The sequence below is a fragment of the Streptomyces sp. DI166 genome (assembly GCF_900091315.1).
In the GTDB taxonomy this organism is placed as follows: Bacteria; Actinomycetota; Actinomycetes; order Streptomycetales; family Streptomycetaceae; genus Streptomyces; species Streptomyces fuscus.
Window position 1 is genome coordinate 215402 of sequence record NZ_FLSP01000001.1, and the last position, 19748, is coordinate 235149.

At 71.5% G+C, this 19748-nt stretch carries 16 protein-coding genes; 13 read left to right on the plus strand and 3 right to left on the minus strand.

What is annotated here, in order from left to right; all coding sequences use genetic code 11:
- The first annotated feature begins 23 nt into the window (after positions 1–23).
- A complete protein-coding gene (locus GA0115233_RS01020) occupies positions 24–1214 on the plus strand; it encodes a sensor histidine kinase (protein ID WP_093718079.1) in 1191 nt (396 codons plus the stop codon).
- Entirely contained in the window at positions 1211–1885 is a 675-nt protein-coding gene (locus GA0115233_RS01025; RefSeq protein WP_093718080.1) for a response regulator, read from the plus strand. Before GA0115233_RS01020 ends, GA0115233_RS01025 begins: the two co-directional genes overlap by 4 nt.
- On the opposite strand, the gene GA0115233_RS01030 is transcribed toward GA0115233_RS01025, so the two are convergent.
- Positions 1876–2262 carry a VOC family protein gene (locus GA0115233_RS01030; protein WP_093718081.1) on the minus strand — a complete coding sequence of 129 codons (387 nt, stop codon included), beginning with the start codon at positions 2260–2262 and terminating at the stop codon, positions 1876–1878. The two genes, GA0115233_RS01025 and GA0115233_RS01030, sit on opposite strands and share 10 nt — an antisense overlap.
- Positions 2263–2614: 352 nt before the next feature.
- On the opposite strand from GA0115233_RS01030, the gene GA0115233_RS01035 reads away from it, so the two are divergent.
- On the plus strand, positions 2615–4729 hold the full coding sequence (locus tag GA0115233_RS01035) for an MMPL family transporter (RefSeq protein WP_093718082.1): 2115 nt from the start codon (positions 2615–2617) through the stop codon (positions 4727–4729).
- A 318-nt stretch (positions 4730–5047) separates the two neighbouring features.
- Positions 5048–6436, plus strand: a complete 1389-nt coding sequence (locus GA0115233_RS01040) for a glycoside hydrolase family 16 protein (protein WP_093718083.1) — start codon at positions 5048–5050, stop codon at positions 6434–6436.
- Positions 6437–6531: 95 nt separating this feature from the next.
- Here GA0115233_RS01040 and GA0115233_RS01045 read toward each other — a convergent pair whose 3' ends face one another.
- Positions 6532–7425 carry a helix-turn-helix domain-containing protein gene (locus GA0115233_RS01045; protein ID WP_093718084.1) on the minus strand — a complete coding sequence of 298 codons (894 nt, stop codon included), beginning with the start codon at positions 7423–7425 and terminating at the stop codon, positions 6532–6534.
- A gap of 160 nt (positions 7426–7585) precedes the next feature.
- On the opposite strand from GA0115233_RS01045, the gene tkt reads away from it, so the two are divergent.
- Genes tkt through GA0115233_RS01080 form a run of 7 tightly spaced genes read left to right on the plus strand, consistent with a single transcriptional unit; the run spans position 7586 to position 17287 of the window.
- Positions 7586–9661: a transketolase gene (tkt, locus tag GA0115233_RS01050; RefSeq protein ID WP_093718085.1), complete on the plus strand. Its 2076-nt coding sequence runs from the start codon at positions 7586–7588 to the stop codon at positions 9659–9661.
- Between the two features lie 19 nt (positions 9662–9680).
- Positions 9681–10826, plus strand: coding sequence for a transaldolase (tal, locus tag GA0115233_RS01055; protein ID WP_255310006.1), 1146 nt, complete (start codon positions 9681–9683; stop codon positions 10824–10826).
- On the plus strand, positions 10823–12352 hold the full coding sequence (zwf, locus tag GA0115233_RS01060) for a glucose-6-phosphate dehydrogenase (RefSeq protein WP_093718087.1): 1530 nt from the start codon (positions 10823–10825) through the stop codon (positions 12350–12352). Before tal ends, zwf begins: the two co-directional genes overlap by 4 nt.
- Positions 12349–13284: a glucose-6-phosphate dehydrogenase assembly protein OpcA gene (gene opcA / locus GA0115233_RS01065; protein WP_093718088.1), complete on the plus strand. Its 936-nt coding sequence runs from the start codon at positions 12349–12351 to the stop codon at positions 13282–13284. The genes zwf and opcA overlap by 4 nt, the downstream gene beginning before the upstream one ends.
- On the plus strand, positions 13277–14923 hold the full coding sequence (pgi, locus tag GA0115233_RS01070) for a glucose-6-phosphate isomerase (protein ID WP_093718089.1): 1647 nt from the start codon (positions 13277–13279) through the stop codon (positions 14921–14923). The genes opcA and pgi overlap by 8 nt, the downstream gene beginning before the upstream one ends.
- Before the next feature lies 1 nt (position 14924).
- Positions 14925–15800 (plus strand): phosphogluconate dehydrogenase (NAD(+)-dependent, decarboxylating), encoded by an 876-nt coding sequence (gene gnd / locus GA0115233_RS01075; protein WP_093718090.1) that lies wholly within the window; start codon positions 14925–14927, stop codon positions 15798–15800.
- Positions 15801–15856: 56 nt separating this feature from the next.
- Positions 15857–17287, plus strand: a complete 1431-nt coding sequence (locus GA0115233_RS01080) for a membrane-associated oxidoreductase (protein ID WP_093718091.1) — start codon at positions 15857–15859, stop codon at positions 17285–17287.
- Here the strand turns inward: GA0115233_RS01080 and GA0115233_RS01085 are convergent, their stop codons facing one another.
- The gene (locus GA0115233_RS01085) at positions 17288–17725 is read right to left on the minus strand and encodes a PPOX class F420-dependent oxidoreductase (RefSeq protein ID WP_093718092.1); all 438 of its coding nucleotides are present in this window, start codon (positions 17723–17725) and stop codon (positions 17288–17290) included. It lies immediately after the preceding gene.
- Positions 17726–17808: 83 nt separating this feature from the next.
- On the opposite strand from GA0115233_RS01085, the gene GA0115233_RS01090 reads away from it, so the two are divergent.
- Positions 17809–18387, plus strand: a complete 579-nt coding sequence (locus GA0115233_RS01090) for a TetR/AcrR family transcriptional regulator (protein ID WP_093718093.1) — start codon at positions 17809–17811, stop codon at positions 18385–18387.
- Positions 18384–19736, plus strand: a complete 1353-nt coding sequence (locus GA0115233_RS01095; protein ID WP_093718094.1) for an MFS transporter — start codon at positions 18384–18386, stop codon at positions 19734–19736. The genes GA0115233_RS01090 and GA0115233_RS01095 overlap by 4 nt, the downstream gene beginning before the upstream one ends.
- Positions 19737–19748: the final 12 nt, after the last annotated feature.

Below are 19748 nucleotides of genomic sequence, written 5' to 3' on the forward strand. Positions count from 1 at the left end.
CGAGAGAGCCCAGGGAGCCGCCCATGCCCCCGCCGTCCTGGCTCGCGCCCGCCGTCACCCGGCTGCGCACGGCGAACCCGTACGTCGTCGACGCCGCGCTCGCCGCGCTGGTGCTGTTCGCCGCCTCCCTCCAATGGATGTTCCCGGACGAGGGCGACGACCGGCTCACCACACAGGGCTGGCTGCTCGCCCTGGCCACCGCACTGCCGCTGGTGTGGCGGCGCCGCGCGCCCTTCGCCACCGCCATCGCCGTCTCCGCGGCCACCGCCTCCATGGCCTGGTACCACGCCCCGCCCCCGGACGTCGTCTACGGGGGCCTGGTCGTCCTGTACACGATGGCCGCCCAGGGCAAGGTCTGGCAGCGCCGGTTCATGCTGACGGGCTGGATCCTCGGCGTGGTCCTCACCATGCAGCACAAGGAGGATCCCCTCCCCTTCGAGTACGCCTTCCAACTGCTCAGCCTGGTCTTCGGATACGGCTTCGGCATGCTCGCCCGGGTGCAGCGCGCCTACACCGCGGCCCTGGTGGACCGGGCCCGGCGCCTTGAGCAGGAGCGGGCCGCCGACACCGCGCGGGCCATGGCGCAGGAACGGGCGCGCATCGCCCGGGACATGCACGACATCCTCGCCCACGCCGTCAGCCTGATGGTGGTGCAGGCCGAGGCGGGTCCGGTGGTGGTGCGCAGCGATCCGGAGCGCGCGGAGGCCGCGTTCGACGCCATCGCGGCGACCGGCCGGGACGCGATGGCCCAGTTGCGGCGCATCCTCGGGGTGCTGAAGGAGGAGGAGCGCGAGGACGGCGCGCGCCGCGTGCCGCAACCGGGTGTGGCGGCGCTGCCCGCACTGGTCCGGCAGGTCACCGAGACCACCGGGCTCCGCGTCGGCCTGTGCACCGACGGCGATCCGAGCCCGCTGCCGCCGGACACCGAGGTCGCCGCGTTCCGCATCGTGCAGGAGGCGCTCACCAACACCGTGAAGCACGCCCACGCCTCGTCCGCTACCGTCGCTCTGGAGTGGGGGGAGGACGAGTTGACGCTGTCGGTGACGGACGACGGACAGGGCCCGTCGGGGCCGGGCGGCGGCCATGGGCTGATCGGCATCCGGGAACGGGCCGCCGCCTGCGGAGGCAGCGCACGTACCGGGCGCGGTCCCGAGGGCGGGTTCCGGGTCGTCGTACGCCTTCCGGCCGGTGACCGGCAGGCGGCGCTCGGGTGAGCATCCGTGTGGTGGTCGCCGACGACCAGGAACTGGTCCGCAGCGGCTTCAGCATGATCCTGGAGGCGCAGCCGGACATCGAGGTGGTCGCCGAGGCCGGGGACGGCGCGCAGGCGGTGGCCGCCGTGCAGGCGCACGCGCCAGACGTGCTGCTGCTCGACATCCGGATGCCCGTCATGGACGGTCTGGAGGCGGCCCGCCGGGTGTGCGGGCAGTCCGCCTGCAAGGTCGTCATGCTCACCACCTTCGATCTGGACGAGTACGTGTACGAGGCGCTGTGCGCGGGGGCCAGCGGGTTTCTGCTGAAGGACGTGCGCCGGGACGACCTGGTGCACGCGGTCCGGGTGGTCGCCGCCGGGGACTCCCTGCTCGCCCCGACCGTGACCCGGCGCCTGGTCGCGGACCTGGTGCGGCGGCGCCGTCAGGAGACGGCGGCGGAGGTCACGCCGGAGCGCCTGGAGGTGCTCACCGCGCGGGAGGTGGAGACCCTGCGGATGCTGGCCCGCGGGCTGTCCAACGCGGAGATCGCCTCGGCGCTGTTCGTCAGCGAGCACACCGTGAAGACCCACGTCAGCAATGTGCTGAGCAAGCTGGGGCTCAGGGACCGCGTGCAGGCGGTGATCTGCGCCTACGAGACCGGGCTGGTGACGCCCGGGGAGCATCAGTCCTGACCGTCCCCCAGTTCGGTGAAGAGCGTGAGCTGCAGGGCGCCCGGGGCCTCCAGACGGGAGTTGAGCGAGTTCCATGGCGTGCGCGTCGGCTCGGCGACGACCTGGGCGCCGGCGTCCGCCAGTCGGCGCGTCACCGCCGGTGAGTCGGCCACCTCGAACGCCACCCGTATGTGCCCGGCAACCCGCCGTCCGACCTCGACCTCGTCGATGAACTCCGCGTGGTTCGGATCGGTCAGCTCCAGCGTGGCCCGGCCCGCCTCCAGGATGCTCACCCGCCCGCCCGGCGAGGAGAACGCGGCCCGCTCGGGCAGGCCGAGGACATCCCGGTAGAAGCGCAGCGCGGCGTCGTAGTCCTCGGCGGTGACAACGAGCCGCATTTCACGGACCGCCGGCTCGGGCTGCTCCGGCCCCTCTTCCCGCTCCCGAGACTGCTCCGGAGTCCGTTCCTGCCTCTGCTCCTCGGACATGTGCGCTCCCCCGTGAACGACGTTCCCGACCCCGTGGCCGTCCTCGACTTCCCCGACCCCGCGATCAAGCTTTCCTGACCGGACAACTCCCGGCGCGCACCCGAAGATTCCCACCGCCCCATCCCTCGTACGAGTGAGTCGGCCCGGTCACTCCCCCGTACGACGGACCCCCGCAAACCGCTCCCTCCGGCGATCCGGCGCACCCCGGTCCGGGACGAGTCTGGGGGCACTTGACCACTGTCCCTATTCGCCGGAGGCTCCCGTGCTCTCCACGTTCGCCCGGGCGGCCACCCGCCGCCCCCTCACCGTCATGCTGCTCTGGCTGCTCTTCCTACTGCTCGGCTTCGGGCTCGGCACAGGCGTCTTCGGACGGCTCTCCGACGAGGTACCGAACGTCCCCGGTACCGAGTCGGAGCTGGCCGAGGAGTACCTCTCCTCGGTCGACCCGACCGGCGAGTCCATTACCGCGGTCGTCGCGGGCGGTCCGGTCTCCGACGCCGCGCTGCGCGCCCAGGTGGAACGGGCCGTCGCCGATGTGCGCGAGATCGCCGGGGTCGCGGCCGTGCCCGATCCGTACACCACGCCCGGTCTCACCGCCGAGGACGGGCGGGCGCTGATCATCCCGGTCACGTTCGAGGGCGGTCTGGACGACGGGGCCGAGGAGGAGGCGACCGACGCGGCCGCGGACCGTATCCGGGAGATCGACGCGCCCGACGTCCACGTCAGCGGCGGCGAACTGCTCGGCACGCAGATCGGCGAGCGGGCCCAGGAGGACGTCAAGAACGCCGAGTTGATCTCCCTGCCCGTCGTACTCGCCCTGCTTCTGGTGGTGTTCGGCGGGCTGCGCGCCGCGGCGCTGCCGCTGGTGATCGCGGTCAGCGGGATCGCGGGCGCGTTCCTGGCGCTGTTCGCGTTCAGCGAGGTCACCGACATCTCCGTGTACGCGATCCAGGTGACCACCATGCTGGGGCTCGGACTCGCCGTGGACTACGCCCTGTTGATGCTGGTGCGGTTCCGGGAGGAGCGCCGGCACACCGAGGACGTGGTGGAGGCCGTGCACCGTACGGTCGCCGCGGCCGGGCGTACCGTGCTGTTCTCCGGGCTCACGGTGGCCGTCAGCCTGACCGGGCTGCTGGTCTTCCCGAGCGTGTTCCTGCGCAGTATGGGCCTGGCCGTGGCCGCCGTGGTGGTCGTCGACATGCTGGCGGCGCTCACCCTGCTGCCCGCGCTGCTGGCCAGGTTCGGCGGGCGGATCCCGGCCGCGAAGGTCCGCCCGGAGCGTGAGGAGGGGCGGCTGTTCGCACGGCTGGGCCGGTTCGCGGCGCGCCGCCGGATCGCCGTGGTCGCCACCGTCGTACCGGTGCTGCTGGTGCTGGCCCTGCCCGTGGCCGGGCTGACCATCGGCATCGGCGACGCCAAGCAACTGCCCACGAGCACCGAGGCGCGGCAGCTCTACGACACGATCGACGCGCACTTCCCGACCGGTACCGGGGTAGAGCCGATCACCGTGGTCGTCCGTCCCGGCACCGACCCTGCGACGGCCGAGCGGATCGGCTCGCTGTCGGGTGCCGAGTCGCGTGAACTTCCGGGCGGGACCACGGTGGTGGAGATCCAGCCGCCGGGGAGCGCGGACGGCGGGGCCGCCACGGACCTGGTGGAGCACATCCGGGAACTGCGCGGTGACGAACCGGTGGAGGTGACCGGGGTCGCGGCGCGGCTGGTGGACTTCCGGGAGATGCTCGCCGAGCGGGCCCCCTGGGCGGCGGTGACCGTGCTCGCGGGGATCTTCGCGCTGCTGTTCGCCTTCACCGGTTCGGTGCTCATCCCGCTGCGCACCATCGCGACCACGCTGCTCAGTCTGGGCGCGGCGCTCGGTGCGGTGGTGTGGGTGTTCCAGGACGGGCATCTGGCCGGGCTGCTGGGCGCCGAGGGCCTGGGCGCGCTGAGCCTGACCGCTCCGCCGCTGATCGTGGCCATCGCCTTCGGACTCGCCATGGACTACGAACTGTTCATCCTGGCCCGGATGCGGGAGGCCCGGGAGCGCGGTGAGGACGAGCGCGAGGCCGTCGTGACCGGTCTGCGCCGCTCCGGGCGGGTCGTCACGTGCGCCGCGCTGCTGCTGGCGGTGGTCTTCGGCGCCTTCATGACGGGCGGCTTCTCCCCGATCCTGCAGATCGGGCTGGGGCTCACGCTGGCGGTGCTCATCGACGCCACCGTCGTACGGATGCTGCTCGTCCCGGCGACGATGGCGCTGCTCGGACGGCACGCCTGGTGGGCACCGCGGCCACTGCGCCGGCTGCACGACCGGATCGGGATCAGCGAGGCACCCGAACTCCCGGAGCACGAGCGGGCGGTGAGCACGGGCGCGCGGCCGTAGGTACCGGCGCCTTCCTCGGACCGGCACGGCCGCAAGGTGCTGGTCACCGCGACTACCGGATCAGCACGGCCGCGAGGGGATGGTCACAGCAGCTTCCGCATCAGCACGGCCGCACCCCGGCCGTGCTGACCCGTGCAGAACACCTCGCATCACACCCCCAGCCCCCCTTCACCGCGTGAACTCACCACTACCGAGCGGGATTTCTCTGCTTCACCTCTTGACGGCCGAGGTGCCGAGCGGCACATTGACGTCACTTTGAGAGCGCTCTCAGGGTGCTCTCAAGGGCTCCCCACACCCGTACCCGAGAGGCAGCACCCGATGAGTGAATCCTCCGGCACCCCCCACAGACGACGGCGCCCGGTGCGGCGCGCACTCGTCGCGGCGTTCAGCGCGCTCGGCCTCGCGGCGGCGGCCGTAGCGTCCGCCGACGCCGCCGCGCCTCCGCCCCCGTCGGGCTGGACGCAGGTCTTCGTGGACGACTTCAACGGCCCCGCGAACACCGGCGTCAACACCGCCAACTGGCAGTACGCGACCGGTCACGGCTACCCGGGCGGGCCCGGCAACTGGGGCACCGGCGAGATCGAGAACATGACGTCCAGCACGAACAACGTGTCCCTGGACGGCAACGGCAATCTGCGCATCACCCCGCGCCGGGACGCCGCCGGCAACTGGACGTCCGGCCGGATCGAGACCGTGCGCGGTGACTTCCAGCCCCCGGCGGGCGGCAAACTGCGGGTGCAGGCCCGTATCCAGATGCCCAACGTCACCGGCGCCGCCGCCCGCGGCTACTGGCCCGCGTTCTGGATGCTGGGCACGCCCTACCGGGGCAACTGGTGGAACTGGCCGAGCGTCGGCGAGCTGGACATCATGGAGAACGTCCAGGGCCTCAACACCGTCTGGTCGACGATGCACTGCGGTACGTCCCCGGGCGGCCCCTGCAACGAGACGTCCGGCATCGGCGGTTCGCGTGCCTGTCCCGGCGCCACCTGCCAGGCGGGCTTCCACACCTACGCGCTGGAGTGGGACCGCTCCACCAGCCCGGAGCAGATCCGCTTCTACGTCGACGACATCAACTACCACACCGTGCGCTCCAACCAGGTCGACGCGACGACCTGGAACAACGCCACCAACCACGGGTACTTCATCATCCTGAACGTGGCGATGGGCGGCGGATTCGTGGACGCGTTCGGCGGCGGTCCGGACGGCGCGACCGTGCCCGGCCACTCGATGGTCGTGGACTACGTCCAGGTGCTGTCCAGCGGCGGCGGTCCCACGACGCCTCCGCCGACCGGCAACCGGGACGCCTACAGCACCATCCAGGCCGAGTCCCACGACAGCCAGTCCGGCACGTTCGTCGAGGCCACCTCCGACTCCGGCGGCGGCCAGAACATCGGGGCGATCGCCAACGGCGACTGGGCGCTGTACAAGGGCGTCAACTTCGGTTCCACGGCGGCCACTCAGTTCGTGGCGCGGGTCGCGAGCGGTGCCGGGGCCGGAGTGAGCGGCCTGGTCGAGGTGCGCCTGGACAGCCGTAGCAACGCCCCCATCGGGAGTTTCGCCCTGGCCAACACCGGCGGCTGGCAGAGCTGGCGGACCGTCCCGGCGAACATCGGCGCGGTAACCGGCACGCACGACGTGTACTTGACCTTCACCAGCGGCCAGCCGGCCGACTTCGTGAACGTCAACTGGTTCCACTTCGGCCGCTGACACCGGCGGCGAGCACTTCGGCGGTCCGGATTCCCGAGCGGGAGTTCCGGACCGCCGTCGCACGTACGGCGAGGAACACGCGCACCCCCACCCCGCTACCGCATCTCCGCCCGGAACGCCGCCGGAGTCGTCTCCGTGTGCTGGTGGAAGAACTTGCTGAAGTTCGCCGCGTCCGGGAAGCCGATGGCCGCGCCCACCCGGCCGACCGGGAGGTCGGTGTGGGCGAGGAGGCGTTTGGCCTCCAGGACGACGCGTTTGTCGATGAAGGACTTCGGTGTCTCCCCGGTCGCCGCGCGGACCGCGCGGACCAGGGTGCGGCGGGAGCAGCCGAGTTGGTCGGCGTAGGCGCTGACGCTGTGGTTGGTGGCGAAGCCGCGCTCCACGGCGTCCCGGAACTGGGTGAAGGCGGAGTCCGCCTCCCGGCGGGCGGTGTCGTGCGCGCTGGCCGCGAGATGGGCGAGGCGCAGCAGGAACGCCGACAGGGAGTGGCGCAGGACCGCCGTGTGCAGGCTCAGGGGGAGTGTGGTCGAGTCCTTGTACTCGCGGCGGAGCTGACGGAGCGAGGAGCGCAGCGCCGCGCGTTGCGCCTCGTCCGGATGGAGCAGTGGGGGCAGGTCGTAGCGGTACAGGCCGGTCGCCTCGACCGTCGCGCGGGGCAGGAAACCGGGCTGCATGGTCAGGACGGTGCCCCGGTAGGCGCTCGTGTCGCTGAAGCGGTGGATCTGGCCGGGGCGGATCCAGAGGAGGTCGCCCGCGCCCGCCTCGTACTCGGTGAAGTCGATCATGTGGCGGACGGGGCCGTCGTCGAACAGCATCACGACGTGGAACTCGATGCGGTGCACCCGTCCCGGCGGCGCCTCGGCGTGCCAGGTGCGTTCGGGCTTCATCGGCCCGACCCGCATGCCGACGCCGAGCACGCTCAGGTCGACCGGGAAGGGGAAGGTTCTGATTCCTTCCGCGCCGTCGCCTTGCACTGTTCTGTCCGCCATGTCGCCCTCGTACCGCCTCGGCCCCGCACTGCGTGTCCCACTTTCACCACAGGCTGACACACCTGGACCTTCCCTCGAAAAAGTCAGACTTTTACAGTCGAACGCGCCTCACCAGCAAAGACGCCGTATTCGATGAACTCTTGAAGAGGACTGGCTTCAGATGAGCACGCAGCACCCGGACCCCCTGGACTGGATCGACCTCGACCGGCGTGCCGTCGACACCGCGCGCCTGCTGGCCGCCGACGCCGTGCAGAAGGTCGGCAACGGCCACCCCGGCACCGCGATGAGCCTCGCGCCGGCCGCGTACACGCTCTTCCAGAAGGTGATGCGGCACGACCCCGCCGACCCGGAGTGGACCGGACGCGACCGCTTCGTCCTCTCCCCCGGCCACACCTCGCTGACGCTCTACACGCAGCTCTTCCTCGCCGGGTACGAGCTGGAGCTGGCCGACCTGAAGGCGTTTCGCACCCAGGGCTCGAAGACCCCCGGCCACCCCGAGTACGGCCACACCGCGGGCGTGGAGACCACCACCGGACCGCTCGGGCAGGGTGTCGCCAACGCCGTCGGCATGGCGATGGCCGCCCGCTACGAGCGCGGCCTGTTCGACCCGGAGGCCCCCGAGGGCGCCTCCCCCTTCGACCACACCGTCTGGGCGATCGTCTCCGACGGCGACCTGGAGGAGGGCGTCGCCGCCGAGGCCTCCTCCCTCGCGGGCCACCAGAAGCTCGGCAACCTGGTCTTCCTCTACGACGACAACCACATCTCCATCGAGGGCGACACCGCGACCGCGTTCTCCGAGGACGTACTAGGGCGCTACGAGGCCTACGGCTGGCACACCCAGCGCATCGAGCCCACCGAGGACGGCGACGTCGACGTCCGCGCCCTCTACACGGCGCTGAAGGCGGCGCGGGCGGAAACCGGGCGACCCTCGATCATCGCGATGCGCACGATCATCGCCTGGCCCGCCCCGAACGCCCGCAACACCGAGGCCTCCCACGGCTCCGCGCTCGGCGAGCAGGAGATCGCCGCCACCAAGCGCCTGCTGGGCTTCGACCCCGAGCAGACGTTCGAGGTTGCCGACGAGGTCCTCGCCCACAGCCGCCGCGCCCTGGACCGCGGTGCCGAGGCGCACGCCGCCTGGGACAAGCAGCTCGCCGAGTGGCGCACCGCCAACCCCGGGCGCGCCGAACTGTTCGACCGGATCGTCGCCGGGCAGCTCCCCGAGGGCTGGGCGGCTGCCGTACCGGTGTTCGAGCCCGGCAGGTCGGTGGCCACCCGCGCCGCCTCCGGGAAGGTGCTCCAGGCGCTCGGCCCGGTCATCCCCGAACTGTGGGGCGGTTCCGCCGACCTCGCCGGGTCGAACAACACCACCATCGACAAGAACAGCTCCTTCCTGCCCAAGGGCAACCCGCTCCCCGAGGCCGACCCGTACGGACGCACCATCCACTTCGGCATCCGTGAGTTCTCCATGGCCGCGGAGATGAACGGCATCGCCCTGCACGGCAACACCCGCGTGTACGGCGGCACCTTCCTGGTGTTCTCCGACTACATGCGCAACGCCGTGCGCATGTCCGCCCTGATGCAGCTCCCGGTCACCTATGTGTGGACCCACGACTCCATCGGCCTCGGCGAGGACGGCCCCACCCACCAGCCGGTCGAACACCTCGCCTCGCTGCGCGCGATCCCCGGCCTGAACGTCGTCCGCCCGGCCGACGCCAACGAGACCGCCGTCGCCTGGGCGGAGATCCTGCGCCGCCACGCCACCGCCCCCGCCCCGCACGGCCTGGCCCTCACCCGTCAGGGTGTACCGGTCTACGAGCGCAACGAGGACGCCGCCAAGGGCGGTTACGTCCTGCGCGAGGCCTCCACCGAGGTCCCGGAGGTCGTGCTGATCGCCACCGGGTCCGAGGTCCAGCTCGCCGTCGCCGCCCGCGACCTGCTCGAAGCCGAGGGCGTCGGCACCCGCGTGGTGTCCATGCCGTCGGTGGAGTGGTTCGAGGAGCAGCCCCGCGAGTACCGCGACTCCGTCGTTCCCCCGTCCGTGCGAGCCCGGGTCGCGGTCGAAGCCGGGATCGGCCTGACGTGGTACCGGTTCGTTGGGGACGCGGGACGCATCGTCTCCCTCGAACACTTCGGCGCCTCCGCCGATGCCCAGACCCTGTTCGCCCAGTACGGCTTCACCGCCGAGAACGTCGCAGCAGCAGCCCGGGAGTCCCTGGCCGCCGCGCGTGGTTGATCCGAACGCCAGAAAGAAGTTGATCGCAGTGACCGAAGCAACCGCCGCCGCGGGAGCACTCCAGCGCCTGTCCGACGAGGGCGTCTCCATCTGGCTGGACGACCTGTCCCGCACCCGGATCGCCTCCGGCAACCTGGCCGAACTCCTCGCCACGAAGAACGTGGTGGGCGTGACCACCAACCCGTCCATCTTCCAGGCCGCCATCGGCAACGGCGACGGATACGAGGACCAGCTCGCCGACCTCGCCCTGCGCGGGGTGACGGTCGAGGAGGCCGTACGGATGATGACGACGGCCGACGTGCGCGCCGCCGCCGACGTGCTGCGCCCCGTGTACGAAGCGACCGGGGGCCGGGACGGCCGGGTCTCCATCGAGGTCGACCCGCGCCTCGCCCACCACACCAAGGCCACGATCGCCGAGGCCAAGCAGCTCGCCTGGCTGGTGGACCGGCCCAACGTCATGATCAAGATTCCGGCGACCAAGGCCGGTCTGCCCGCCATCACCGAGGTCCTCGCCGAGGGCATCAGTGTCAACGTCACGCTGATCTTCTCGCTGGAGCGCTACGGCCAGGTCATGGACGCCTACCTCGCCGGTCTGGAGCAGGCCGCCGAGCGGGGCCACGACCTGTCGACGATCCACTCCGTGGCCTCCTTCTTCGTCTCCCGCGTGGACAGCGAGATCGACAAGCGGCTGACCGCCCTCGGCACCGAGGAGGCGCTCGCGCTCAAGGGCCGCGCCGCCCTCGCCAACGCCCGCCTCGCCTACGCGGCCTACGAGGAGGTCTTCGCCTCCGACCGCTGGCTGAAGCTGGTCTCGGCCGGCGCCCACAAGCAGCGCCCGCTGTGGGCATCCACGGGTGTGAAGGACCCGGCCTACAAGCCGACCCTCTACGTCGACGAACTGGTCGCCCCGGGCACCGTCAACACCATGCCGGAGGCCACCCTCGACGCCACCGCCGCGCACGGCGTGATCACCGGCGACACCGTCACCGGCGGCTACCCGCAGGCCCGCGCCGACCTCGCGGCCGTGGAACGGCTCGGCATCTCCTACGACGAGGTCGTCACCCGGCTGGAGGACGAGGGCGTCGCGAAGTTCGAGACGGCCTGGGAGGAGCTCCTCGCGGCGGTCGCCGAGTCGCTGGAGAGCAAGGGGGCGGACGCGTCATGACCTCCGAATGGACCAACCCGCTGCGTGACCCGCGCGACCGGCGCCTGCCGCGGATCGCCGGGCCGTCCGGGCTCGTCATCTTCGGCGTCACCGGCGATCTGTCCCGCAAGAAGCTGATGCCGGCCGTCTACGACCTGGCCAACCGCGGTCTGCTGCCGCCGGGCTTCTCGCTGGTCGGGTTCGCCCGCCGGGACTGGGCGGACCAGGACTTCGCGCAGGTCGTGCACGACGCGGTCCGGGAGCACGCCCGCACGCCGTTCCGCGAGGAGGTCTGGCAGCAGCTCTCCGAGGGCATGCGGTTCATCCCGGGCGACTTCGACGACGACAACGCCTTCAAGCAACTGCGCGCGGCGGTCGAGGAGTTGGACGCCTCTCGGGGCACCAGCGGCAACTACGCGTTCTACCTGTCCGTACCGCCGAAGTTCTTCCCGAAGGTCGTCCAGCAGCTGAAGAAGCACGGGCTGGCCGACGCGCCGAAGGGTGCGTGGCGCCGGGCCGTCATCGAGAAGCCGTTCGGGCACGATCTGAAGTCGGCCGAGGAGCTGAACGCGATCGTGCACGACGTGTTCGACCCGGAGCAGGTCTTCCGGATCGACCACTACCTGGGCAAGGAGACCGTCCAGAACATCCTGGCGCTGCGCTTCGCCAACCAGATGTTCGAGCCGATCTGGAACCGGTCGTACGTCGACCATGTCCAGATCACGATGGCCGAGGACATCGGCATCGGCGGCCGGGCGGGCTACTACGACGGCATCGGCTCGGCCCGTGACGTCATCCAGAACCACCTCCTTCAGCTGATGGCGCTCACCGCGATGGAGGAACCGGCCGCGTTCGACGCGCACTCGCTGCTGACGGAGAAGCTGAAGGTGCTGCGGTCCGTGCGGCTGCCGGAGGACCTGGGCAGGCACACCGTGCGCGGGCAGTACGCGGGGGGCTGGCAGGGCGGCGCGCAGGTGCCCGGCTACCTCCAGGAGGAGGGCATCGACCCGTCGTCGGTGACCGACACCTACGCCGCCATCAAGCTCGGCGTGGACAACCGGCGCTGGGCCGGGGTGCCGTTCTACCTGCGCACCGGAAAGCGGCTGGGCCGCCGGGTCACCGAGATCGCGGTGGTCTTCCAGCAGGCGCCGCACTCCCCCTTCGACCGCACCGCCACGGAGGAGCTGGGCAAGAACGCCATCGTCATCCGCGTCCAGCCCGACGAGGGCGTCACCGTCCGCTTCGGCTCCAAGGTGCCCGGCACCTCCATGGAGATCCGGGACGTGACGATGGACTTCGCCTACGGCGAGTCGTTCACGGAGTCCAGCCCGGAGGCGTACGAACGGCTCATCCTGGACGTTCTGCTCGGCGACGCCAATTTGTTCCCCCGTCACCAGGAAGTGGAAGAGTCCTGGAGGATCCTCGACCCGATCGAGGAGTACTGGGCGCGCAGCGGAAAGCCGGCGCAGTACCCCTCGGGCAGCTGGGGACCCGTGGAAGCCGACGAGATGCTCGCACGAGACGGACGGAGCTGGCGCAGGCCATGAAGATCGACCTGACCGACACCACGGCAAGCAAGATCAACAAGGCACTGGTCAAGGGCCGCCGCGCCCTCGGCACACCCGCGGTGGGCATGGTCCTGACGATGGTGATCGTCACGGACGAGGAGAACGCCTACGACGCCATCAAGGCCGCCGAGGAGGCCTCGCACGAGCACCCCTCGCGCACCCTGGTCGTCATCAAGCGGCACGCCCGCACCCCGCGCGACCGGACCACCTCCCGCCTGGACGCGGAGGTACGGGTGGGCGCCGACGCGGGCACCGGCGAGACCGTCGTGCTGCGCACCTACGGCGAGGTCTCCGACCACGCCGACTCGGTCGTCCTGCCACTGCTGCTGCCGGACGCCCCGGTGGTCGTGTGGTGGCCGGTGGACGCGCCGGACAACCCCGCCCAGGACCCGCTCGGCGCGCTCGCCCAGCGCCGGATCACCGACCTGTACGCGGTGGAGAACCCCCTGCAGGTGCTGGACACCCGGGTGCGCTCCTACGCGCCCGGCGACACCGACCTCGCCTGGACCCGGCTCACCCCGTGGCGCTCAATGCTGGCCGCCGCCCTGGACCAGGCCCGCGAGAAGATCGTGTCCGGCGCGGTGGAGGCCGAGGCCGAGAACCCGGCCGCCGAACTGCTCGCCCGGTGGCTGGAGGCGCGGCTGCGGGTGAGGATCGAACGGATCGTCACCGCCGGTCCGGTGGTCACCGCGGTACGGCTGGGCACCGCGAACGGCGAGGTCGTCATCGACCGCCCCGAGGGCCCGCTGGCCACGCTGTCCCTGCCGGGCCAGCCCTCGCGCACCCTCGCGCTGAAGGTGCGCACCACCTCCGAACTCATCGCCGAGGAGCTCAGGCGCCTCGACGCGGACGAGATGTACGCCGTCGCCCTGCGGGGCGAGGCCGCCAAGGAGACACCCACTCATGTCTGACGCCCCGAAGCTCACCCGGCGGCCCCAGTGGACCGCCCTGGAGGACCACCGCGCCGCCTGGCGCGACCACCTGCGTGACCTGTTCGCCGCCGACCCCGGGCGCGCCGAGCGGTACGTGGTGCGCGTCGGTGACCTGCGCATCGACTACTCCAAGAACCTCGTCACCGACGAGACGCTCTCCCTGCTCCAGGAACTGGCGGCGGCCACCGATGTGTTCGGGCTGCGCGACGCCATGTTCCGCGGCGAGAGGATCAACACCACCGAGAACCGTGCGGTGCTCCACACCGCGCTGCGCGCCCCGCGCGAGGCGGTGATCGAGGTGGACGGCGAGAACGTGGTGCCGGGTGTGCACGCCGTCCTCGACCGGATGGGTGACTTCGCGAACCGGGTCCGCTCCGGCGAGTGGACCGGCCACACCGGCAGGCGCATCAGGCACGTCGTCAACATCGGCATCGGCGGCTCCGACCTCGGCCCGGCCATGGCCTACGAGGTGCTGCGGCCGTACACCGCGCGCGAGCTGACCTTCCGTTTCGTCTCCAACGTCGACGGCGCCGACCTGCACGAGGCGGTGCGCGACCTCGACCCCGCCGAGACGCTGTTCATCGTCGCCTCCAAGACCTTCACCACCATCGAGACGATCACCAACGCCACCTCGGCGCGGTCCTGGCTGCTGGCCGGGCTCGGCGGCGAGGAGAAGGCGGTCGCCCGGCACTTCGTCGCCCTGTCGACGAACGCGGAGAAGGTCACCGGCTTCGGTATCGACGCGGACAACATGTTCGAGTTCTGGGACTGGGTCGGCGGACGCTACTCGTTCGACTCGGCGATCGGCCTGTCCCTGATGATCGCCATCGGGCCGGACCGGTTCCGCGAGCTGCTGGACGGCTTCCGCGTCGTCGACGACCACTTCCGCACCGCGCCCGCCGAGTCCAACGCCCCGCTGCTGCTGGGCCTGCTGGGCATCTGGTACGGCAACTTCTTCGACGCCCAGTCGCACGCGGTGCTGCCCTACAGCCACTACCTGTCGAAGTTCACCGCCTACCTCCAGCAGCTCGACATGGAGTCCAACGGCAAGTCGGTGGACCGTGACGGCGACCCGGTGGACTGGCAGACAGGGCCGGTGGTGTGGGGCACGCCCGGCACCAACGGGCAGCACGCCTACTACCAGTTGATCCACCAGGGCACCAAGCTGATCCCGGCCGACCTGATCGGCTTCGCCCGGCCGGTGGCCGAGCTGAGCGACGAACTCAAGGCGCAGCACGACCTGTTGATGGCGAACCTGTTCGCGCAGGGTCAGGCGCTCGCGTTCGGCAAGACCGCCGAGGAGGTCCGCGCGGAGGGCGTGGCCGAGGAGCAGGTGCCGCACCGCACCTTCCGCGGCAACCACCCCACCACCACGATCCTCGCCCGCGAGCTGACGCCGTCGGTGCTCGGTCAGCTCATCGCGCTCTACGAGCACAAGGTGTTCGTGCAGGGCGCCGTGTGGAACATCGACTCCTTTGACCAGTGGGGCGTGGAGCTCGGCAAGGTCCTTGCCAAGCGCGTCGAACCCGCTCTCACCGAGGGCGCCGAGGTCCCCGGCCTCGACGCCTCCACCGCTGCCCTCGTGGCCGCCTACCGTGAACTGAAGGAAGTGCACTGAAATGCAGCTCGGACTCATCGGCCTCGGCAAGATGGGCGGCAACATGCGCGAGCGGATCCGCCGCGCGGGCCACACCGTCGTGGGCTACGACCGCAACCCGGACCTCGCCGATGTCGCCTCCCTCTCCGAACTGGTCGAGCGGCTCGACGGCCCCCGCGTGGTGTGGGTGATGGTCCCGGCCGGTGCCGCCACGCAGTCCGTCATCGACGAGCTCGGCGAGCTGCTGTCCCCGGGCGACACCGTGGTCGACGGCGGTAACTCGCGCTGGACGGACGACGAGAAGCACGCCCGCGAGCTGGCCGAGAAGGGCATCGGTTTCGTGGACTGCGGTGTCTCCGGCGGTGTGTGGGGCCTGGAGAACGGCTACGCGCTGATGTACGGCGGCGACGCCGAGCACGTCGCCAAGGTCCAGCCCGTCTTCGACGCGCTCAAGCCCGAGGGCGACTTCGGCTCCGTCCACGCCGGCAAGGTCGGCGCCGGGCACTTCGCCAAGATGGTCCACAACGGCATCGAGTACGCCATGATGCAGGCCTACGCCGAGGGCTGGGAGCTGCTGGAGAAGGTCGACTCCGTCACGGACGTGCGCGAGGTCTTCCGCTCCTGGCAGGAGGGCACCGTCATCCGCTCCTGGCTGCTGGACCTCGCCGTCAACGCCCTCGACGAGGACGAGCACCTGGACAAGCTGCGCGGCTACGCACAGGACTCCGGCGAGGGCCGCTGGACCGTCGAGGCGGCCATCGACCACGCGGTACCGCTCCCGGCGATCACCGCCTCCCTCTTCGCGCGGTTCGCGTCCCGCCAGGACGACTCCCCGCAGATGAAGATGATCGCGGCGCTGCGCAACCAGTTCGGCGGCCACGCCGTCGAGACGAAGTAGGGCCGTGCGCACAGGAGTTTGACACCTGAGGGAGGGGCCCGCCAGAGTCGCGGCTGATGGAGATCAACGATCTGACACCGGCCGAACAGCGCGTCTGGCGGGCCTTCGCCACGGGTACGGTGGTGGACCTCCGCGACGGCGGCACCGAACTCACCGTGCGGGCACGGGTGTTGCGGGCCCTGCTGCTGAACGGGCCGCGCGAACCGGACGAGATAGCCGCCGTCAAACTTGAGGGCGCCCACATCACCGGAGTTCTGGACCTGCGGTACGGGACCGTGGACTGCGTCGTACGGTTCAGCGACTGCCGCTTCGACTCCGTGCCGTCCATCTCGGGCGCCCAGTTGAGCTATCTCAACCTCTCCCGCTCCGAACTGCCGGGGCTGTCGGCGGCCCGGATCAGGGTGGACGGCAGTCTCCGGCTCACCGACTGCCGCTTCGGCGGGCCGGTCCATCTCGGTGGCGCCCAGATATCCGGGGCGCTGTTCTTGGAGCGGGCGCGGCTCAGCGCCGCCGACTCGGGCCACCCCGCACTGCGGCTCAACCAGATCACCGTCGAGGACGACCTGTGCGCGCCGGGGTTGCGCGTCGAGGGCGAGATACGGCTCGACGGCGCCCGGGTGGCCGGTTCGATCGACCTGGAGGACGCCGAGCTGAGCAACCCCGGCGCCGATGTCCTGGACTCCGAGTCCCTGGAGGTCGGCGCGAATGTGCAGGCACGGCGGCTGCGCGCCGAGGGCCGGATAGACCTGCGCGGCGTCCGCATACCGGGCCGCCTGGATCTGTTGCGGGCGACGCTGTCGAACCCCGGCAACACCGCGCTGCGTGCCAGCAGCGCCGTCATCGGCGAGCTGTGGCTGCGCGAGGGGCCCCGGATGACCGGGCGGCTCAATCTGCGCCGCGCCCAGATCGAACAGCTCGACCTGGAACCGGAGATGCTGCCCGACGAGGTGCGGCTCCTGGACCTCACCTACACGTTCCTGACGCCGCACGAGCCGGTCGAGCGTCGGCTGCCGATGCTGGAGCGCGACAGCAGCGGCTACGACCCGCACGGCTACGAGCAGTTGACCGCCGCCTACCGGCACATCGGCGACGACCACGCGGCCCGCCGGGTGCAGCTCGCCAAGCAGCGGCGCCACCGCACCACGCTCTCCTGGTACGGCAGGCTGTGGGGGCATGTCCAGGACGCCACCGTCGGCTACGGCTTCCGTCCGCTGCGCGCCTTCGGCTGGTTACTGTCCCTGCTCGCGGTCGGCTCCATCGCCTTCGCGCTGAATCCGCCGCCCGCGCTCAAGCCGGACGAGGCCCCGGACTTCAACCCGGTGTTCTTCGCCCTGGACCTGCTCATCCCGGTGATCACCTTCGGCCAGGAGACCGCCTACGCCCCGGAGGGCTGGGCGCAGTGGCTGGCCTACGTCCTGGTGCTGGCGGGCTGGGTCCTCGCCACGACCGTGCTGGCCGGTGTCACCCGCACCGTCAGCCGCCAGTGATCACTTCTTGGGGATGCCGTACGCCCGGTCCACCTTCAGGCGCAGCACCAGCCGCCGGTCGCGGACCATCGCGGCGCGGTAGTCGTCCCAGTCGGGGTGCTCGCCCTGCACGTCCCGGTAGAGCCTGATCAGCTCCTCGACGGTGTCGTCGTGCGGGTCCTCGGCGACCGGCGTCAGTTCGGCGGTGCCCTCGGCCACGGTGTACGCCCAACGGTCGGCGGTGGTCACGTGGTAGGAGGCACGCGGGTCCCGGCGCAGGTTGCGGGTCTTGGCGCGGTCGTCGGTGAGGGAGACGCGGATGATCCGCTCGTCCGGGTAGTAGGCGTGGGTGACGTTCGACAACTGGGGGCGGCCGTCGCGCTTGAGGGTGACCAGCACACCCCCGTGCCCCTCGGAGAGCAGGTTCAGCAGAGCCTCTTCAGTGCGGTCCTCAGTCATGTCCGGGTAACGGGCCGGGCGGCGCCGATCATTCCCGCGACCAGACGTAGACAGTGTCTACGGACACCTGGTAGACAGTGTCTATGGGGGATTCCGAGGCAGGACTGCGCGAGCGGCTGGTCGACGTGGGTGCGGAACTGGTCGCCGCCGAGGGCCTCCAGGCGCTCACACTGCGGGAGATCGCCCGCCGGGCGGGCGTCTCGCACGGGGCGCCGCGCCGCTACTTCCCCACCCATCGGGAGCTGCTCTCGGCCATCGCGCGCCGTGGCTTCACCGAGCTGGCGGAGCGGGTCGGCCGGGCCGAGGAGGAGAGCGGCCCCGACCCGCGGGCCCGGCTCGCCGCACTGGCCCGCGCCTATCTGCGGTTCGCGGTGGAACAACACGGCATGCACGAACTGATGTTCCGTCACGATCTCCTGGAAAGCGGCCACTTGGGACTGCGCGAGCACAGCCTGCCGCTGTTCGGGCGGCTGGTGGAGCTGGTGGCCCGGGTCCGGCCCGGTGCCGATGCCCGGCTGGTCGGCGGCGCCCTGTGGGCGAACCTGCACGGCGTGGGCCGGCTGTGGGGCTGGGGCGGTCTGCAACTCGCCGTGGGCACCGACGACTTCGAGCGCATGGTCGACACGGTGCTGGCCGTGTACGCCGGTTCGGACGGCGAGTGAACCCGCGCCCCACCCTCGCCGCGAGCGTGGCGGGAGCGGTGGTCGTCGCCCTGGACGGCACCGTCCTCACCCTCGCCCAGCCCGCCCTCCAGCGTGAACTCGGCGCCTCCCACGCGCAGGTCCAGTGGACCAGCACCGCCTATCTGGTGGCCGTGGCGAGCCTGCTGGTGTTCGGCGGACGCCTGGGCGACCGGTACGGACACCACCGCCTGTTCGCGCTCGGCATGCTCGGCTTCGGCCTCACCTCGGCGGGCATCGCCCTGTCCTCCGGCATCGGCACGGTGATCGGACTCCGGGTCGCGCAGGGCGTGTGCGGCGCCCTCCTGCAACCGGCCACCCTGGGCATGCTCCGCGCGGCGTACCCGCCCGACCGGCTGCGCACCCCGATCGCCGTGCGGACCGCGGCCATCGGGGTGGCTGCCGCGGCCGGTCCGCTGGTGGGCGGCGCGCTGGTCGCCGGGCCCGGCTGGCGGGCGGTGTTCCTGCTGAACGTCCTGCCCGCGCTGGTGTGCGGCCTGTGGGCCCTCACCGCACGCGCCCCGCGCCCCACCGCCCAGGTCCGCCTCGACCTGCCCGGCGCCCTCCTGCTCGCGGCGACCCTGGCCACGCTGGTGCACGCCCTGGTCGCCCTGCCCGACCGGGCCCCCGCCCTGTTGCTGACGGCGGTCACCGGCGCCCTGTTCCTGCGCCACGAACACCGCACGCCGAGCCCCTTGCTGCCACCCGCCGTCATCGGCGCACCACCGGTCCGGGCCGGGCTCGGCACCCTCACCGCCGCCTCGGCCGCACTGTCGGGCACCCTGTTCGCCGCCACCTTCCTGCTCCAGGACACCCTCGGCCTCGACCCGTGGCGCACCGCGCTGTGCTGTCTGCCGCTGGCGGTGCTGATGGTGGCCGCCGCGCCCTGCTGCGCGGTGCTGCTGCGCCGGGCCGGGCCGCGCCGCACCACCGTGACCGCCCTCGCCGTCCTCGCCGCCGGGATCTGGCTGCTCTCCCGCTCCTCCGGGCCCCTGGGCCTGGGTGCCGGGTTCGGGCTGCTCGGGGCCGGGTTCGGCACGGTGATGGTGGCCGCCACCCATGTCGTCGTACGGGAGGCTCCGGTCGCCTCGGCGGGTGTGGCGGGCGGGCTCCAGCAGACCGCGATGAACCTCGGCCCGGTGCTGGGCGTGGCCCTGGCGACCGCCCTCATGGGAGCCGACGGGGACGCCCGGCTGCCGCTCGCGGTCCTCCCCGTTCTCGCGCTGGCCGGAATGGCGGCGGGCACCGCGCTGCCGGGACGGGACCCGGCAGCGGCCGGCGAGAGCGGCACCGATCCACGGAACCGCACGCGTGTTCCTGAACGACGTTGAGATCGCGGGCCG

Coding starts and splice junctions, on each gene's coding strand:
- GA0115233_RS01020 (WP_093718079.1), top strand. CDS start 24: ATGCCCCCGCCGTCCTGGCTCGCGCCCGCCGTCACCCGGCTGCGCACG.
- GA0115233_RS01030 (WP_093718081.1), bottom strand. CDS start 2,262: ATGCGGCTCGTTGTCACCGCCGAGGACTACGACGCCGCGCTGCGCTTC.
- GA0115233_RS01040 (WP_093718083.1), top strand. CDS start 5,048: ATGAGTGAATCCTCCGGCACCCCCCACAGACGACGGCGCCCGGTGCGG.
- GA0115233_RS01045 (WP_093718084.1), bottom strand. CDS start 7,425: ATGGCGGACAGAACAGTGCAAGGCGACGGCGCGGAAGGAATCAGAACC.
- tkt (WP_093718085.1), top strand. CDS start 7,586: ATGAGCACGCAGCACCCGGACCCCCTGGACTGGATCGACCTCGACCGG.
- zwf (WP_093718087.1), top strand. CDS start 10,823: ATGACCTCCGAATGGACCAACCCGCTGCGTGACCCGCGCGACCGGCGC.
- opcA (WP_093718088.1), top strand. CDS start 12,349: ATGAAGATCGACCTGACCGACACCACGGCAAGCAAGATCAACAAGGCA.
- pgi (WP_093718089.1), top strand. CDS start 13,277: ATGTCTGACGCCCCGAAGCTCACCCGGCGGCCCCAGTGGACCGCCCTG.
- gnd (WP_093718090.1), top strand. CDS start 14,925: ATGCAGCTCGGACTCATCGGCCTCGGCAAGATGGGCGGCAACATGCGC.
- GA0115233_RS01080 (WP_093718091.1), top strand. CDS start 15,857: ATGGAGATCAACGATCTGACACCGGCCGAACAGCGCGTCTGGCGGGCC.
- GA0115233_RS01085 (WP_093718092.1), bottom strand. CDS start 17,725: ATGACTGAGGACCGCACTGAAGAGGCTCTGCTGAACCTGCTCTCCGAG.
- GA0115233_RS01090 (WP_093718093.1), top strand. CDS start 17,809: ATGGGGGATTCCGAGGCAGGACTGCGCGAGCGGCTGGTCGACGTGGGT.